We start from the raw sequence: 17,882 nt of genomic DNA, 5'->3' as shown, positions 1-17,882 counted from the left end.
TCGTTATGGATCGTAGAAAAATTGCTAGGCTTATTGTACTGGAGAGTCGAGTACTGTGCATGACCCGGCTCCGGATTTCTCGACGCTGGCCATCGTATTATCAGGCCCCAGGGTTGCGGGCAGAAAGAGCGAGCGGTGGAGGAGGCAGAATGACTGGAGATCGCCTGTCGAGTTATCGCAAAAAGAGGAATTTCAAGCGTACCTCGGAGCCGCGCGGGAGTTCAGGTTCGTCCCGGGGAGGGCGGAGGTTCGTTATCCAGAAACACGATGCGTCGAGCCTTCATTATGATTTCCGGCTGGAAGTAAAAGGGGTTCTGGTGTCCTGGGCTGTTCCCAAGGGGCCTTCGACCAATCCTGCTGACAAACGTCTCGCAATCCAGACAGAAGATCATCCTCTGGATTATGCACAGTTCGAGGGCTGCATCCCGGCTGGAGAGTATGGGGCGGGCACAGTAATGGTCTGGGATACCGGGACCTATCGTAACCTCCGTGCTGAAAAGGGTCGTGACTCAAAAAGCATGGAGGCGTCGCTGGAGGATGGCCTGGTGGAAGTTTGGCTCCAGGGCGAAAAGCTCAGTGGGGGCTACGCATTAAAGCGGATGCAAGGCAGTAATAAGCCTCAGTGGTTGCTGATCAAGATGGATGATCAGGCCGCCGATGCCCGTCGCAACCCCGTTTCCACCGAACCCGATTCCGTGAAGACAGGCCGATCCATGGCCAGGATTGCAGCTGAAGAAGGAGGGGGCGATGACTGACTGGCCTGACCGCCTTTCCCGCGGCGACCGGCAACTGCTCACGAAGTGACTGTAGTTCGCGGGTCCCCTTCGTTTTACCGACCATCGTAACGAAGACGGCCTGGCATACTACCGCGAGGCCTGCCAAAAAGTTGGGAAGGGGTGATTGCCAAGCGGGCAGACAAGCCCCTATCGATCGTCCCGCTCCAGTCACTGCGGGAGGAATCAGTATGGCAAAGCGACGGTTCGGCCCATATACCGTAGATGTCTCCAACGAGGGCAAGGTCCTGTTTCCGGATGCCCATATTACCAAGGGCGACCTGATCGACTATTACGAAGCCGTTGCCGACACCATGCTGGGATACCTTGAGAACCGGCCGCTTGTCCTTCACCGCTTTCCGGATGGGGTCAAGGGGGAGGGGTTTGTCCAGCAGCGCGTCTCAGATTATTTCCCGGACTGGCTTGATACGTTGACGGTAGATCGGGCCGAGGCCGGCAAGGGGCGGGTGCAGCACCCGCTCTGTAACAACCTTGTGTCGCTGATTTACCTGGCCAACCAGGCAACGATCGCCTTTCACCGGTGGCTTGCCCGAGGTGATCGTCCGGATTGTCCCGACCTGCTGGTGTTCGATCTCGACCCTTCCACCAGAGACTTCAGTCGGGTGGTCGACGCGGCGAATAAAGTCATTGAGCTCATACAGGCGGTCGGAGGCACTCCCTACGCCATGACTACGGGCTCGCGGGGTTTGCATGTGGTCATGCCGTTGCGCCGTGACGATGGTTTCGATGAGGTACGGGGAGTCGCCCAGCGGATGGCAAAGTGGCTGGCCGACCGATACCCCGAGCGTCTTACCACCGAGCACCGTAAACGCAATCGCGGTGACCGGATTTACCTCGACGTAGCGCGCAATGCCTATGGCCAGACCTTGGTTTCTCCCTACTCCGTGCGGGCAAAGGCCGGCGGCCCTGTGGCTATGCCACTGAGGCTTGAAGAACTGGACGATCCCGAACTTCGTCCGGACGGCTTCTCGATGGAGGAAGCCCCGCATCGGCTCAAGCAGCGCGGTGACGCCTGGAAAGGCATGCACCGACACGCTGTCTCCCTCGCGACCGTCCGCAAGGCACTCTGAAGACCGCGGCAGCCCCCGACGGGTTATCGGTGCGGCATCTTCATCGACTTTGTATTGCAGGCATGAGTTGGGCAGGGTTTTGTGAGTATAATAGGCGGTTTCAGATCCACCTCCTTTTCTAACAGAGAATGTATGAGCGCCGAATCGAAGAAAGCCCACAACTTTATTCAGAGCCTGATCGAAGACGCCATCGCCAAGGGCGAGCACACTGGCAAGGTGGTGACCCGCTTTCCGCCAGAGCCGAATGGCTATCTGCACATTGGCCACGCCAAATCCATCTGTCTGAACTTTGGCATCGCCGAAACCTTTGGTGGCGAATGCAACCTGCGGTTTGACGACACCAATCCGGAAAAAGAAAACCAGGAATACATCGACGCCATCAAGCAGGATGTGGAGTGGCTTGGCTACCAGTGGGCTGGTGATGTCCGTTTCGCGTCCGACTACTTTGACGCGCTGTACGCGTTTGCCGAGGAGCTGATTGAAAAGGGTAAGGCTTACGTCTGCGCCCTGTCTGCCGACGAAATGGCCGAGTACCGTGGCAGTCTGAAAGAACCCGGGAAAAACAGCCCTTATCGGGACCGGCCAGTCGAGGAGAACCTTCAGCTGTTCCGGGACATGCGCGACGGCAAGTACCAGAACGGTGAGCTTGTGCTGCGGGCGAAAATCGATATGGCGTCCCCCAATATCAATCTCAGGGATCCTATTCTTTACCGCATCCGCTATGCGGACCACCACCAGACCGGTGACAAGTGGTGCATCTATCCGATGTACGATTTTACGCATCCGATTTCAGATGCGATGGAGGAGATTACACATTCCCTGTGTACGCTCGAATTTGAGGATCACCGTCCGCTCTACGACTGGGTTCTGGATAACATTTCCGGTCCCTGCCATCCGCGCCAGATCGAGTTTGCCCGGCTGAACCTGAATTACACCATCACCAGCAAGCGCAAACTCAAGCGCCTGGTGGATGAGCATCATGTCGATGGCTGGAACGATCCCCGGATGCCCACCATTTCCGGCATGCGCCGTCGCGGGTACACCCCCGAGTCCATCCGGACCTTCTGCGACATGGTTGGTGTCAACAAGGCAGGCGGGACCGTTGATGTGGGGATGCTGGAGCACGCCATTCGCGAGGACCTGAATACGCGGGCGCCGAGAGCCATGTGTGTCATGCGTCCGCTGAAAGTGACGTTGACCAATTACCCGGCCGATAAGACGGAAACCCTGGTGCTGCCGGTCCACCCGCAAAACCCGGACATGGGTGAGCGGGAAGTGACCTGGAGTCAGACGCTGTTTATCGACCGTGAGGATTTTGTGGAGGAGCCGCCGCGCAAATGGAAGCGGCTGGCACCGGACCAGGCCGTTCGCCTGCGCGGGGGCTACGTGATGACCTGTCGCGAGATCGTTCGTGACGACAGCGGCGAGATCGTCGAGCTCAAATGCGAGTACGATCCCAAGACCCTTGGCGTGAACCCGGAAGGTTACAAGCCTAATGGTGTGATCCACTGGGTCTCGGCCACCGACAGCGTTGAGGCAGACGTCAACCTCTACGACCGTCTCTTCAACCACGAATCCCCGGACAGCGACAAGGACGGTGACCTTGTCGATCACCTGAACCCGGAATCGCTGGTTGTGCTCACAGGAGCGAGGGCCGAGAAAGGGCTGGTCGAGCCCCGCACCGACCTGCCGTACCAGTTCGAGCGAGAGGGGTATTTCTTCTGCGATCCGGAACTCACCGCAAGCGCCGGCCGGCCCGTTTTCAATCGGACCGTTACCCTGCGCGATTCCTGGGGTAAGGGGGGCAAGTGATCCGTATTTACAACACGCTCTCGCAGCAGAAGGAAGAGTTCCGGCCGATCGAGTCGGGCAAGGTGCGCATGTACGTCTGCGGGATGACCGTTTATGACTACTGCCATCTCGGCCACGCCCGGGTTCTCGTGGCCTTTGACGTCATTACCCGTTATCTCAGGCATCGTGGCTACGACGTTCACTATGTGCGCAACATTACCGATATCGACGACAAGATACTGCGTCGGGCGGACGAGAATGGCGAGGCCTTTACGGACCTGACTGAGCGCATGATTCGCGCCATGCATGAGGATGAGGCTCGGCTGGGGGTGCTGTCCCCAACCGAAGAGCCTCGTGCGACCGCCTACATTGACGAAATCGTGGCGATGATTCACAAACTGGTTGCCAGCGGCCATGCCTACGCAGCGGATAACGGCGATGTGTACTTCGCGGTCAACTCCTTTGCCGACTACGGCAAGCTCAGCAAGAAAAAGCTGGAAGACCTGGTCGCCGGTGCGCGCGTCGACGTGCAGGAAGCCAAGCGCAGTCCTGCGGACTTCGCGCTCTGGAAAGCCGCGGCTGAGGGCGAAGTCAGCTGGCCGTCGCCCTGGGGCGAGGGTCGTCCGGGCTGGCACATCGAATGTTCCGCCATGTCTACGTGCTGTCTGGGTGACACTTTCGATATTCATGGCGGTGGCCCGGATCTGCTGTTTCCGCATCATGAAAATGAGATCGCTCAGTCGGAGTGCGCGACGGGCCACGATTTCGCCAGAACCTGGATGCATGCGGGTGCGATCAGGGTTAACAAGGAAAAGATGTCCAAGTCCCTGGGCAACTTCTTCACCATCCGTGAAATCCTTGAGACATACCCTGCCGAAGTCGTGCGGTATTTCCTGGTGTCGAGCCACTATCGCAGCCAGGTTGACTATTCCGAGGAAAACCTGGCTGAGGCCGGTCGAACCCTGACCAAGCTGTACCATTCGCTTCGAGGCATCGTGCCCGCCAAAGATGGAGACGTTGCGGAAACCGAGTACGATAGACGATTCCAGGAAGTGATGGACGACGATTTCAATACCGCGGGCGCCATCGCCGTGCTTCATGCTGTGGCCAATGATATCAACCACCATCGGCGTGAAGGTCGTGACCAGGAGGCTAAGGAAAGCGCGTCCGTGCTGGTTCGTCTTGGTGCGATCCTGGGCTTGTTGCAGCAGGATCCGGAGGCATTCTTCCAGGCTGACACCGGCGGTGAACTGAGCGCCGAGGACATCGAGGGAATGATTCAGGCCCGGGCTGATGCCCGCGCGGCACGAGACTTTGCCGAAGCGGATCGCATCCGCGACGAACTGGCAGGCAAGGGTATTATTCTGGATGATTCCCGCGAAGGTACCAGCTGGCGACGGGGATAGCAGGGCGGAGAGTCCACGAATGCCGTGTTGCGCGGGCGGGAATGACCTGATAGGCATTTTCCCGTACAATGCGGCGCTCAAATTAGAATGCCCCCTCGTTGCAAAGGGGGAGTCGGGAAACGTAACCCACTGAGGCAGACAACGATGACAGAACGCGTACAAGTCGGCGGCATTCAGGTCGCGAAGAATCTGTATGATTTCGTAAACAACGAGGCAATCCCGGGAACCGGTGTCGACGCTGACAAATTCTGGGCAGAATTTGACAAGATCGTGAACGAGTTGGCCCCGCGCAATCGCGAACTGCTGGCCAAGCGTGATGCAATCCAGGAAAAGATGGACAGCTGGAACCGTGACCACAAAGGTCAGAAGCTGGACATGGCCGAATACAAGTCCTTTCTGAAGGACATCGGTTACCTGGTTGACGAGCCGGCGGATTTCAAGATTTCCACCTCCAATGTTGATCCGGAAGTTGCCACCATGGCAGGTCCGCAGCTGGTAGTGCCGATCATGAACGCCCGTTTCGCCCTGAACGCCGCAAACGCGCGTTGGGGTAGCCTGTACGACGCGCTTTACGGTACCGACGCCATTTCTGAAGAAGGTGGTGCGGATAAAGGTCCCGGCTACAACCCGGTGCGCGGTGCCAAGGTTATCGAGTGGGCTCGTAACCTGTTGGACAGCTCTGCACCGCTCGCCTCAGGCAGTCACAAAGACGCCGCCAAGTACAGTGTTGAGAGTGGCAAGCTCGTCGTCACGCTGCAGAACGGTGAGACCACGGGCCTGAAAGATGAGTCCGGGTTTGTCGGTTACACCGGAGCCGCTGATGCCCCGACAGGTGTGCTGCTGGTCAAGAACGGCATGCACTTCGAGATCCAGATTGATGCCAGCCACCCGATCGGCAAAGACGACGGTGCCCACGTCAAGGACGTGCTCATGGAGTCGGCCCTGACCACCATCATGGACTGCGAAGATTCCGTGGCAGCCGTCGACGCTGACGACAAGGCGCTGGCCTATCGCAACTGGCTCGGCCTGATGAAAGGTGATCTGCAGGAAACCTTCGAGAAGGGCGGCAAGCAGCTAACCCGTAAAATGAACGCAGACCGCACCTACACGGCCCCGGATGGCGGCGAGCTGAGTCTGAAAGGCCGTAGCCTGATGTTCATCCGTAACGTTGGTCACCTGATGACCAATCCGGCCATCCTGCTGAGCGACGGACAGGAAGTGCCTGAGGGTCTGATGGATGGTCTGATCACGTCCCTGATTGCCATCCATGACCTGAAAGGCAAGGGTCAGTTCCAGAACAGTACCAAAGGTTCCATGTACATCGTGAAGCCGAAGATGCATGGCCCGGAAGAAGTGGCGTTCACCAACGAATTCTTCGGTCGCGTCGAGGACGCCCTGGGTCTGCCCCAGTTCACGCTGAAAGTCGGTATCATGGACGAAGAGCGTCGGACCACCGTTAACCTGAAGGCCTGTATCCATGCCGCCAAAGAGCGGGCAGTCTTCATCAATACCGGCTTCCTGGATCGCACCGGTGATGAAATGCACACCTCCATGGAGCTGGGGCCGTTCATTCGCAAGGGCGAGATGAAGCAGGCGGCCTGGATTAATGCCTACGAGCAGTGGAACGTGGACATCGGTCTGGAAACCGGGTTCCGTGGTGTTGCCCAGATTGGTAAGGGTATGTGGGCTATGCCAGACCTGATGGCCGGCATGCTGGAAGCCAAGATTGGTCACCCGAAATCCGGCGCCAACACCGCCTGGGTTCCATCCCCGACTGCCGCCACGTTGCACGCCACTCATTACCATCAGGTCAGTGTGGCCGATGTTCAGAAAGAACTTGAGAGCCGTGCCCGGGCCAGTCTGGACGACATCCTGACCGTGCCAGTGATGGCCGATCCGGGTGCGCTGTCCGTGGACGAGATTCAGCAGGAGCTGGACAACAACGCGCAGGGCATCCTGGGCTATGTTGTGCGCTGGGTTGAGCAGGGCGTTGGTTGTTCCAAGGTTCCTGATATCAACAACGTAGGGCTGATGGAAGACCGTGCCACTCTGCGCATCTCCTCCCAGCTGTTGACCAACTGGCTGTACCACGGTGTTTGCACCGAGGCGCAGATTGAGGAAACCATGAAGCGTATGGCTGCTGTGGTTGATAAGCAAAACGCCGGTGATGCGTCCTATCGCAACATGGCGCCGAACTTTGACGACAGTGTTGCCTTCCAGGCGGCGATGGATCTGGTCCTCAAGGGTCGGGAGCAGCCGAACGGCTACACCGAGCCGCTTCTGCACGCCTACCGTCTGAAGGCGAAAGCCAAGTACGGCGAATAAGCGTAAGCGAGAAACACAAAAAACCCCGCTTCATGCGGGGTTTTTTGTGTCTGGAGGAGTGGTCAAGGCCTGAATCTCCGGCGCGGGGCGTCAGTCCTTGTGCAGGACGTCTGCCGCGTAGAGTGTGTTCTGCAGCAGGGTCGCGATGGTCATCGGACCAACGCCACCCGGTACCGGCGTGATGTAGGCGGCGCGTTCCGCTGCCGTCTTGAAGTCCACATCACCGTGCAGCTTGCCGTCCGCCATCCGGTTGATGCCCACATCAATCACTGTGGCTCCGGGCTTCACCCATTCGCCCTGGATCAGGCCGGGCTTGCCGACTGCTGCCACCAGGATATCGGCTTCCCGGACGAATTTTTCCAGGTCCGGTGTGAAGCGGTGGCAAACAGTGATGGTTGCACCTTTGAGCAGCAGTTCCATGCTCATGGGCCTGCCGACTATGTTGGACGCGCCGACGATAACGGCATGCTGACCCTTATAGGGCGTGTTAATGCTGTCAAGCAGGGTGATGATGCCGGCCGGGGTGCAGGGTCTCAGAGTCGGCTTACGCTGCATCAGGCGCCCGATGTTGTAGGGATGGAACCCGTCCACGTCTTTGTCGGGGCGAATCTTGACGAGGATTGGATCCGCATCGAGATGCTCCGGCAGCGGCAGTTGAACGAGGATGCCGTCTACCGTCGGGTTCTCGTTCAACTCGTCAATGAGGGCTTCCAGGGCTTCCTGGGAGGTGTCTGTCGGCAGGTCATAGGAGAGCGAGAGGATGCCGGCTTCATCGCATGCCTTGCGTTTGTTGCCGACATACACGTGGGAGGCCGGGTCGTCTCCTACCAGAACCACGGCCAGCCCGGGAGCCCGTAATCCCTGTTGCTGGCGGGCTTCTACACCGGCTGCAACCTGCTGTCTTACACCGGCGGCAATTTCTTTTCCGTTAATCAGTTTGGCGCTCATGTCTCGTCTTGTCGGTTGGGCGTTGGAGAGTGAAGGCAGCGCATTGTCTCATGCTTCCGGCGGAACTCCAATTGGCGGGTAGGGGGGGGAGCGATGAGGGAACTTTTAGGGTGGCCCAGCGTCATACAGAATCCTGATCTTTCGGTGAATTTGGAATTCCGTGTTGACGGCGTGGTCCGGCGCCGGTAATATGCGCGCCAACTTTGCTGAGGCACTTGTTGTTCAGTTCAGACGGGGTATAGCGCAGTCTGGTAGCGCGCCTGCTTTGGGAGCAGGATGTCGGGAGTTCGAATCTCTCTACCCCGACCACTTTTCTGAGTATTCAGGTGGGCGAACGGTTAAGCGCCCGTAGCTCAGCTGGATAGAGCACCCGCCTTCTAAGCGGGTGGTCGCAGGTTCGAGTCCTGCCGGGCGCGCCATTAAGTCGTCGGCTTGGTCCGAAACCGGGGTCGCCAACCAGCAAAGTTGAAAGGTCGAAAATACCGAAAGGTATGTCCTGATTGTGGTGGACGTAGCTCAGCTGGTAGAGCTCAGGATTGTGACTCCTGCGGTCGAGGGTTCGAACCCCTTCGTCCACCCCATTTTTCCTGATTTGTTTTCCGCTTCTGCATGACTCCCTGCTGGCAACGGCAATTCCTGGGTTTTGCAGATGATGTGCGAGAGTGGCGGAACTGGTAGACGCGCTGGATTTAGGTTCCAGTGGGGCAACCCGTGAGAGTTCGAGTCTCTCCTCTCGCACCACCCTTTCTTTTTCTCTTTTTGTCCCCAAATCTATTTCACAGTAAGTCGGTCCGGTATTGCCCCGCTCCGGGAACTGCTTGTGGCAAGTGATTCTCTCGGTAGGCCAAACCGTGATAAACTGTCGGCTTTTAAATTTCGGTCCTTTTGCGGGAGTTCACCCCAAAATGGACTTTTTGCTTTTATTTCATTCACATACTGAACCTGTTATTTGAGGATCTTCCATGCAAGTGTCTGTTGAAACGACCTCCAACATCGAACGTCGCATGACGATTGGTGTGCCCGCCCAGGAAATTGATCAGGCGGTTCAGAAACGCCTGCAGGAAACAGCACGTACTGTGCGTCTGAACGGTTTCCGCCCGGGCAAGGTGCCCATGAAGGTGGTCAAGCGTCGTTTCGGTGACAGCGTCCGCCAGGAAGTGGTTGGCGAAGTCATGCGTGACCAGTACATCAAGGCACTGCAGGAGCAGGACATCAATCCTGCGGGCTGGCCCAAGTTCGAACCGAAGACCATGGAAGAAGGCAAGGATCTAGAGTTTGTTGCGATTTTCGAGGTACTCCCGGAAATCGAACTGGGGGATCTGGGCAAGGTTTCTGTCGAGAAGCTGACTTCTGAAATCTCCGACAAGGATATCGACAACATGATCGATAACCTGCGTCGTCAGCAGGCCACCATGAAGGAAGTCAAGCGCAAGTCCAAGAACAAGGACGTGCTTACCATTGATTTCAAAGGCTTCATTGATGGCGAGGAGTTCGAGGGCGGTGCCGCTGAAGGTCATCGTTTGACCCTGGGCTCTGGCCAGATGATCCCTGGATTCGAAAAGGCCATTCAGGGCGGTAAGGCCGGCGAGGACATGGAAATTGAAGTGACCTTCCCGGACGATTACCACAACGAAGAACTGGCGGGTAAGCCGGCGAAATTCGAGGTCAAGATCCACAAGGTTGAAGAGCCGCAGCTGCCGGAACTTGATACGGAATTCTTCAAGAAGTTCGGTATTGAGGCGGAAGATGAAGCCACTTTCCGCGAGGAAGTGAAGAAGAACATGGAGCGCGAGCTGAAGCAGGCGGTCTCCAACAAGGTCAAGAACGACGTGGTTGACGGGCTGCTTGAAAGCACCGAGCTGGACGTGCCGGCTGCGCTGGTCGATCAGGAAATTGATCGCCTGCGTCAGGACGCGGTTCAGCGTTTCGGTGGCCAGGTTGATTTCCAGCAGCTGCCGAAGGAAATTTTCCAGGAGCAGGCTGAGCGGCGCGTCAAGACAGGCCTGCTGTTCCAGGAAGTGGTCAAGCAGAATGATCTGAAGGCGGATCCGGCCAAGGTAGATGAAAAGATCCAGGAGATCGCATCTACGTATGAACAGCCTGAAGAAGTTGTTGCCCACTTCAACAGCAATCCTGAGCAGAAGTCGCAGATTGAGTCTTCAGTGCTTGAAGATGCGGTTGTCGATTTTGTTCTGGACAAGGCCAAGGTCAAAGAGAAAAAGGTCAAGTACGAAGAAGCCGTTCAGGCTGGTCAGCCTCAGCGCTGATCCTGCCGGGGCCGGAACTGATTCTGGCCCTGCTGGCCGAATTCAGAAAACAGCCGGCTTGTCCGGCTGTTTTCATCTGGGCCTGCGGCTGGCAAAGTAAGAGGTGAAAAACACCTGTAATGAACGCCGTGGCGCGAGTCCACGACCCATTGTCCATAAGGAGTTCAGGCGCACATGACGCAGAAACCAATTGATGGTCCCGCAATGGTTACCAATTCCGGCCTGGTGCCGATTGTTATTGAACAGACTGCTCGGGGCGAGCGTTCGTTCGACATATACTCCCGTCTGCTCAAGGAGCGGGTGATTTTCATGGTTGGCCCGGTTGAAGACCACATGGCGAACCTGATTGTTGCCCAACTGCTGTTCCTGGAATCCGAGAACCCGGACAAGGACATCCACCTGTACATCAACAGCCCGGGTGGGTCAGTCACTGCCGGTATGTCGATCTACGATACCATGCAGTTCATCAAGCCGGATGTCGCCACGCTGTGCGTGGGTCAGGCCGCAAGCATGGGCGCGTTTCTGTTAGCCGGTGGCGCCGCAGGCAAGCGCGCTTGCCTGCCGAACTCCCGGGTCATGATCCACCAGCCGTTGGGTGGGTATCAGGGCCAGGCGACCGATATCGAGATTCACACCCGTGAAATTCTCAAGATCCGTCATACCCTGAACTCGATTCTGGCCCATCACACCGGTCAGGAGCTGGATACCATCGCCAAAGACACCGATCGTGATTACTTTATGGATCCGATGCAGGCGAAAGACTACGGGCTCATTGATTCTATACTTGATAAGCGCGTACCGAATAAATAATACTGGAAGTAATCGCATCATACTTGGCCGGCGTATTAGCCAGTAACGCCGGCTAACCAAGATCAGAGGTAATTCAATGGCAGATGAAAGAAACGGCAGAGGCGACGATAACGGCAAGTTGCTTTACTGCTCGTTTTGCGGAAAGAGCCAGCATGAAGTCCGTAAGCTCATTGCAGGGCCCTCGGTGTTCATCTGCGACGAGTGCGTTGACCTGTGCAATGACATTATCCGTGAAGAGATTCAGGAAAATGCTCAGGAAGAAGCCAGCGACCGGCTCCCGACACCCGCAGAAATCCGCGACACTCTGAATGAGTATGTTATTGGTCAGGACCGTGCCAAGGTTGTGCTTTCGGTGGCGGTTTACAACCACTATAAACGCCTGCGCTACGGTGAGGGCAAGGCGGATGTTGAGCTCGGCAAGAGCAACATTCTTCTGATCGGACCGACCGGTAGCGGCAAGACTCTGCTGGCTGAAACTCTGGCGCGGATGTTGAATGTGCCGTTCACCATCGCGGATGCCACGACGCTGACCGAAGCCGGCTATGTGGGCGAGGATGTCGAGAACATCATCCAGAAGCTGCTTCAGAAGTGCGATTACGATGTCGACAAGGCCCAGCGCGGTATCGTCTACATCGATGAGATCGACAAGATCTCCCGCAAGTCAGATAACCCGTCAATCACCCGGGATGTGTCTGGCGAGGGTGTGCAGCAGGCGCTGTTGAAGCTGATCGAAGGCACGGTGGCGTCGGTTCCGCCTCAGGGCGGGCGCAAGCATCCGCAACAGGAGTTTTTGCAGGTGGATACCGGCAACATCCTGTTTATCTGTGGTGGTGCCTTTGCAGGCCTGGACAAGGTGATTCAGGAGCGTTCAGAGCGGAGTTCCATTGGTTTCTCGGCAGCTGTGGTCAGCGAAGAGGACAAGAAGAGCGCCGGTGACATCATCAAGGATGTGGAAACCGAGGATCTGGTCAAGTTCGGCCTGATTCCAGAGTTTGTGGGCCGTCTCCCGGTGGTCGCGACTCTGACCGAGCTGGATGAAGCCGCGTTGGTGCAGATCCTGACGGAGCCGAAGAACGCGCTGACCAAGCAGTATCAGAAGCTGTTCGATATGGAAGGCGTCGAGCTGGATTTCCGGGAAGATGCTTTGCGGGCTGTGGCGCGCAAGGCCATGGAACGGAAGACCGGTGCTCGTGGACTGCGCTCGATCATGGAAGCCACGCTGCTGGATACCATGTATCAGATCCCGTCAGAGCACGACGTAACCAAGGTTGTGATCGATGAAAGCGTGATTGACGGGGACTCCGAGCCCTTCAAGATTTACGCCAGTAGTGATCATGCCAAGGCTGTACCGGAAGACTGATCAGTTGGTCTGACATCAAGGTACACAGGAGAGGGGCGGCAACGCCCCTTTTCGCGTTCTGTTTCCCCATTCTCCCTCTCTGTTTCGTTTGGTAAAAAGATTGCAATTTATGCGGGCGCCCCAATGAAGGGTGATATGCTCAAAGAAACACCGTCAGAGGATTCCCTATGACCCGGATACCCGAAAATACTGTGCACGAATACCCGTTGCTGCCGTTGCGTGATGTGGTGGTGTTCCCGCACATGGTGGTCCCGCTGTTTGTGGGCCGCGAAAAATCCATTCAGGCGCTTGAAGCCGCAATGGAAGGAAGTAAGGAAATCCTCCTGGTTGCCCAGCGGGATGCCTCCACCGACGAGCCTGGCCCCGGCGATGTTTTCGATATGGGCACACTGGCGACCGTATTGCAGATGCTGCGGCTCCCGGATGGCACTGTGAAGGTGCTGGTTGAAGGTAATGCCCGGGCAACCATCAGCGACATTTCGGAGGGTGATTACCTCTCCGGTGGTGCGGTGTTGATGGACGAGGAAGGGCTCCCCGAGCGTGAGCAGGACGTTCTGATCAAGACCCTGATGGACGAATTCGAGAAGTACGTGAAGCTCTCCAAAAAGGTGCCGTCAGAGGTGTCCAACGCGCTGACCGGTATCGAGGAACTGGAGCGCCTGGCGGATACCATGGCTGCGCATCTGGAAATGCGAATTCCGGAGAAGCAGGAACTGCTGGAGGCGCTGGATGTGCGCAAGCGGGTGGATCTGCTCCTGGGTAAGCTGGACGGCGAGATCGATCTGATCGAAGTTGAGAAGCGCATTCGCGGTCGCGTCAAAAAGCAGATGGAGCGCAGCCAGCGCGAGTATTACCTGAATGAGCAGATGAAGGCCATCCAGAAGGAGATGGGCAATCTGGGTGAGGGTAACAACGATTTTGAAGAACTTGAGCAGAAGCTTGAGGAGGCGGGCCTGCCTGAAGAGGCGCGCAAGAAGACCGAGACCGAACTGAACAAGCTCAAGATGATGTCGCCGATGTCGGCCGAAGCCACGGTGGTGCGTGGGTACATCGACTGGATGCTGGCGGTGCCCTGGAAGAAGCGCAGCCGGGTCCGTCATGACATCGAAAAGGCCCGTGAGATTCTGGACCGGGACCACTACGGGCTGGACGAGGTCAAAAAGCGGATTCTCGAGTACCTGGCGGTTCAGAGCCGCGTGAAGAAAGTGAAAGGTCCGGTGCTGTGTCTGGTGGGGCCTCCGGGAGTCGGCAAGACCTCGCTTGGCCAATCGATCGCCAGGGCGACCAATCGGAAATACACGCGCATGGCGCTCGGTGGTGTGCGCGATGAAGCCGAAATCCGGGGTCACCGGAAAACCTATATCGGCGCGCTTCCTGGCAAGTTGTTGCAGAAGCTGTCCAAGGTCGGCGTGAGAAATCCGCTGTTCCTGTTCGATGAGATCGACAAGATGGGCATGGACCATCGTGGCGACCCTGCATCGGCGCTGCTCGAGGTGCTGGATCCAGAGCAGAATCACACCTTCAACGATCATTACCTGGAGGTGGATTACGACCTCTCGGATGTCATGTTCGTGTGTACCTCCAATTCCATGGACATTCCGCCGGCCCTTCTGGACCGGATGGAGATTATCCGCATTCCCGGGTACACCGAGGACGAGAAGGTAAACATTGCATTGCGTTACCTGTTGCCGAAACAGATCAAGGCGAACGGCCTGCGCAAGGACGAACTGGTGATTCCTGAGGAAACCTTGAGGGATCTGATTCGCTATTACACCCGGGAAGCGGGCGTACGCGGCCTTGAGCGTGAAATTGCCAAGATTTGCCGCAAGGTGGTGCGCGAGCATGTCGAGAGCAATGACAAGGCCTCTGTGACTCTTGAGCCAGACGCGTTGGAGGATTACTCCGGGGTGAAGAAGTTCAAGTACGGTCTGGCGGAAGAAAAGAACCAGATTGGACAGGTGACCGGACTTGCCTGGACCCAGGTTGGTGGTGAGCTGCTTACCATCGAATGCGCTCTGACCCCGGGCAAGGGGCGGGTAGTTAAGACCGGTTCTCTGGGCGATGTCATGCAGGAGTCAATCCAGACCGCCCTGACAGTGGTTCGCAGTCGTGCGCCGGGGCTGGGAATTGCCGACGATTTCCACGAAAAACACGATCTGCACATTCACGTTCCCGAGGGTGCAACGCCGAAAGACGGTCCGAGTGCCGGTATTGGCATGTGCACGGCCCTGGTTTCTGCGCTGACCAAGATTCCGGTCAGGGCAGACGTGGCGATGACCGGTGAGATCACTCTTCGAGGTCGGGTTCTGGCCATCGGCGGGCTCAAGGAAAAGCTGCTGGCAGCGCACCGCGGTGGTATCAAAACGGTCCTGATCCCGGATGAAAATGTCCGTGATCTCAAAGAGATACCGGAAAACATAAAGGAGTCTCTGGAGATTCGTCCGGTTAAATGGATCGACGAAGTTCTGGATATTGCGCTGGCCTATCCGCCCGAACCCCGGGCAGAAGATGAGTCTTCCGGAGCAGGTTCCGGCAAGCCCCGCGATGACGAAAGCGATAGTGCAGAACGCATAAATACTCATTAAAGGCTTGATGAGTTGTTGACACGTGAGAGAGGCCGTTGGTATAACTGTTTCGCCGTGAAGCAGCCAATACCAAGGGCTCCCGCGCAGTAAGTGCCTATTCCGAACACCGGTTAAAAAACCGAAAGGAATAAGAAAACTGAAGAATGGAATTCTCCGACCGCTTATGCGATAGTCGAGAACGTCCGAGAAAAAACAAACCAACCTATAACATCTTCAACCTGAAATCGAAGGGGTTTAGTGTGAACAAGTCCGAACTTATCGATGCAATTGCAGAGTCCTCAGATATTTCCAAAGCCGCCGCTGGCCGTGCTCTGGATGCCATGACCAATTCCATTACCGGTGCCCTGAAAAAAGGCGATCAGGTTACTCTGATCGGTTTTGGTACTTTCTCCGTTAAAGAGCGTGCTGCTCGCACCGGCCGCAACCCGCAGACTGGTGCCGAGATCAAGATTCCGGCCTCCAAAGTGCCTGGGTTCAAAGCAGGCAAGGCCTTGAAAGACGCCGTTAAGTAACGGTTCTTTCTCTGGCAGCCCCTGTCGCAGGGGGCTACCCAAGAAGAATTTAAGGCGCATTCCGGACAGGGTGCGCCTTTTTACGTTCGGCGCCCTAACGCTCATCGCCTATAGATAAAAACTGCACGACCTTGAACAGGATTCGGGAGAAACATGCTTCAAGATATTCGGGAAAATGCCCAGGGCACCATTGCCAAGATCATCATCGGTCTATTGATCGTGTCCCTATCCATCTGGGGAATGGACGCCATCATCGGCGGGTTCTCCGGTGAGCCAGAAGTGGCGACAGTTAATGGTGAAGACATTACAGAGCGGGAATTTCTTCGTCTGGTCCAGATGGAGAGCCAGCGTCGACTGTCGCGCATGGAGACCCCGGACCCTTCGTTGCTTAAAGAAGACCAGATTCGCAAGGACGTGCTGGAATCCCTGATTCAGCAGGAGGTCCTTATCCAGGACGCCGGCAGTCAAGGGCTGGCGCTGACCGATGCCGACATTGATGCGCTCATTACCCAGATGCCCCAGTTCCAGGTTGATGGTCAGTTTAATCGGGACCGCTTCGTGTCTACGGTCCGTAACATGGGCATGGGCGTGGCCGAGTTCCGCGACGCTATGCGCAAGCAGTATGTGGTTAACCAGATTCGCGCCGGTGTAATTCAGAGTGGCGTGGCATCGGATGAGAGTGTGGCCCAGATTCTTCGAATCCAGAACCAGACTCGTGATTTCCGGCTTTTGACCGTACCCGACAGTGCCGTCGCAGGGCAGGTTGAGATTACCGAGGACGAGGTTCAGACGTTCTACGAAGAGAACAGCAGTGCCTTCCAGCAACCGGACCAGGTTGATGCGGCCTACATTACGCTGTCCCTTGGTTCACTGGCCGAAACCATTGACATCAGCGAGGATGAGCTGCAGGCCTATTACGAGCAACGCGCCGACGATCTCGCACGTGAAGAGCGGCAGGCATCGCATATTCTGATCGAAGATGGTGAAGATGCCGACGCCACCATTGAGACCATTCAGAAGCGCCTGGCGGATGGGGAATCCTTTGCCGATCTGGCCCGGGAATATTCTATCGATACCGTCTCCGCCGAGGAAGGTGGTGATCTGGGGTATGCCGGCCGCGGTGTTTACGATGAGGCCTTCGAGAAGGCTCTGTTCGCGCTTGATGAGGGTGAGGTCTCAGGTGCAGTGGAGACCAGTTTTGGGGTGCATCTGATCAAACTGGAGGACGTACGTCGTTCCGAGGTTCCGGCCCTTGAGGAAATTGCAGATCAACTTCGCAACGAGCTGGCTCGTGACCGTGCCGAAGAGCGTTTTGCAGAAATTCGCACCCAGTTGGCGGATTCCGCTTATGCAGCAGACGATCTGGCGGGACCGGCCGAGGAGCTCGGTCTGGAGGTGCGTGAGGCAACCGGCGTGACCCGAAATGGCGGTATGGCGCCGTTCGATCACGAGGGTCTGGTTCGCCAGCTGTTCTCGGCCGACGTGCTTGAAGAAGGCTACAACACCGAGCTGATCGACGTCGGTGATAACGTTTCCGTGGTGGCCCGTGTGCGGGAGTATCGCGAGGCGCAGCAGCTTCCTCTGGAGCAGGTGGCCGATGATATTCGCGCTACCCTTAAGGCGCGCGAGACGCGCGACGCGCTGCGTGAGAGGGCAGAAGAGATTATGGCCGGGCTCAAGGCAGGTCAGTCTCTCGAAGAGTTGGGGGCCGGAGAATGGGTAAGCTACGAAGCGAAGTCCCGGAACGCGCAGGAGGTGAGCGCCAGTGTCATGAGGGCGGTGTTCTCGCTTGAGCGACCGGCAGATGACGACGCCAGCTATGGACGGTCGGTCAGTGCTGAAAGTGCCTCGGTGATCGCGCTGGACCAGGTTAATGAAGGTGAGGTTGACCAGGATGGAGCCGAGTTTAGCCAGCTGAGTCAGTTCCTGGCGTCCCTGGAAGGGCAGCGGGAATATTCAGCGTATCAGGAGTACCTCCGGAATCGGGCCGAAGTAGAGCGCCCCTGAGCTGTAT

12 protein-coding genes and 4 tRNA genes are annotated in these 17,882 nt (G+C 57.0%); 15 read left to right on the top strand and 1 reads right to left on the bottom strand.

The window, feature by feature from the left end; all coding sequences use genetic code 11:
- Positions 1-149: 149 nt before the first annotated feature.
- The 5 genes from K0B93_RS04540 to K0B93_RS04520 all read left to right on the top strand — a co-directional run bounded on the left by K0B93_RS04540 (position 150) and on the right by K0B93_RS04520 (position 7,386).
- A complete protein-coding gene (locus K0B93_RS04540; RefSeq protein WP_219866080.1) occupies positions 150-755 on the top strand; it encodes a DNA polymerase ligase N-terminal domain-containing protein in 606 nt (201 codons plus the stop codon).
- A 209-nt stretch (positions 756-964) separates the two neighbouring features.
- Positions 965-1,864, top strand: coding sequence for a non-homologous end-joining DNA ligase (gene ligD, locus K0B93_RS04535; RefSeq protein WP_219866079.1), 900 nt, complete (start codon positions 965-967; stop codon positions 1,862-1,864).
- Between the two features lie 132 nt (positions 1,865-1,996).
- Positions 1,997-3,676 carry a glutamine--tRNA ligase/YqeY domain fusion protein gene (locus tag K0B93_RS04530; RefSeq protein WP_219866078.1) on the top strand — a complete coding sequence of 560 codons (1,680 nt, stop codon included), beginning with the start codon at positions 1,997-1,999 and terminating at the stop codon, positions 3,674-3,676.
- A complete protein-coding gene (gene cysS / locus K0B93_RS04525) occupies positions 3,673-5,061 on the top strand; it encodes a cysteine--tRNA ligase (RefSeq protein ID WP_219866077.1) in 1,389 nt (462 codons plus the stop codon). Before K0B93_RS04530 ends, cysS begins: the two co-directional genes overlap by 4 nt.
- A 144-nt stretch (positions 5,062-5,205) precedes the next feature.
- Positions 5,206-7,386, top strand: coding sequence for a malate synthase G (locus tag K0B93_RS04520; protein WP_219866076.1), 2,181 nt, complete (start codon positions 5,206-5,208; stop codon positions 7,384-7,386).
- Between the two features lie 90 nt (positions 7,387-7,476).
- Here the strand turns inward: K0B93_RS04520 and folD are convergent, their stop codons facing one another.
- Positions 7,477-8,334: a bifunctional methylenetetrahydrofolate dehydrogenase/methenyltetrahydrofolate cyclohydrolase FolD gene (folD, locus tag K0B93_RS04515; protein ID WP_219866075.1), complete on the bottom strand. Its 858-nt coding sequence runs from the start codon at positions 8,332-8,334 to the stop codon at positions 7,477-7,479.
- A 232-nt stretch (positions 8,335-8,566) separates the two neighbouring features.
- Here folD and K0B93_RS04510 point away from each other — a divergent pair.
- From K0B93_RS04510 to K0B93_RS04465, 10 genes are all read left to right on the top strand, one after another.
- A tRNA-Pro gene (locus K0B93_RS04510) sits at positions 8,567-8,643 on the top strand.
- A 33-nt stretch (positions 8,644-8,676) separates the two neighbouring features.
- Positions 8,677-8,753: transfer RNA gene (locus tag K0B93_RS04505), tRNA-Arg, on the top strand.
- 86 nt (positions 8,754-8,839) lie between these two features.
- A tRNA-His gene (locus tag K0B93_RS04500) sits at positions 8,840-8,915 on the top strand.
- Positions 8,916-8,990: 75 nt separating this feature from the next.
- Positions 8,991-9,075 (top strand) — tRNA-Leu (locus tag K0B93_RS04495).
- A gap of 221 nt (positions 9,076-9,296) precedes the next feature.
- Positions 9,297-10,601, top strand: coding sequence for a trigger factor (gene tig / locus K0B93_RS04490; protein ID WP_219866074.1), 1,305 nt, complete (start codon positions 9,297-9,299; stop codon positions 10,599-10,601).
- A gap of 174 nt (positions 10,602-10,775) precedes the next feature.
- Positions 10,776-11,411 (top strand): ATP-dependent Clp endopeptidase proteolytic subunit ClpP, encoded by a 636-nt coding sequence (gene clpP / locus K0B93_RS04485; protein WP_219866073.1) that lies wholly within the window; start codon positions 10,776-10,778, stop codon positions 11,409-11,411.
- A 76-nt stretch (positions 11,412-11,487) separates the two neighbouring features.
- Positions 11,488-12,771, top strand: coding sequence for an ATP-dependent Clp protease ATP-binding subunit ClpX (gene clpX, locus K0B93_RS04480; RefSeq protein WP_219866072.1), 1,284 nt, complete (start codon positions 11,488-11,490; stop codon positions 12,769-12,771).
- A 167-nt stretch (positions 12,772-12,938) separates the two neighbouring features.
- A complete protein-coding gene (gene lon / locus K0B93_RS04475; RefSeq protein ID WP_219866071.1) occupies positions 12,939-15,356 on the top strand; it encodes an endopeptidase La in 2,418 nt (805 codons plus the stop codon).
- 239 nt (positions 15,357-15,595) lie between these two features.
- On the top strand, positions 15,596-15,868 hold the full coding sequence (locus tag K0B93_RS04470; protein WP_041344017.1) for an HU family DNA-binding protein: 273 nt from the start codon (positions 15,596-15,598) through the stop codon (positions 15,866-15,868).
- A gap of 153 nt (positions 15,869-16,021) precedes the next feature.
- Positions 16,022-17,875: a SurA N-terminal domain-containing protein gene (locus K0B93_RS04465; RefSeq protein ID WP_219866070.1), complete on the top strand. Its 1,854-nt coding sequence runs from the start codon at positions 16,022-16,024 to the stop codon at positions 17,873-17,875.
- Positions 17,876-17,882 lie beyond the last annotated feature (7 nt).

The sequence above is a fragment of the Marinobacter sp. F4218 genome, assembly GCF_019443085.1.
Taxonomy (GTDB): domain Bacteria; phylum Pseudomonadota; class Gammaproteobacteria; order Pseudomonadales; family Oleiphilaceae; genus Marinobacter; species Marinobacter albus.
The sequence above is the reverse complement of the archived record's forward strand: the minus strand, read 5'-3'. Positions and strand labels throughout refer to the sequence as shown.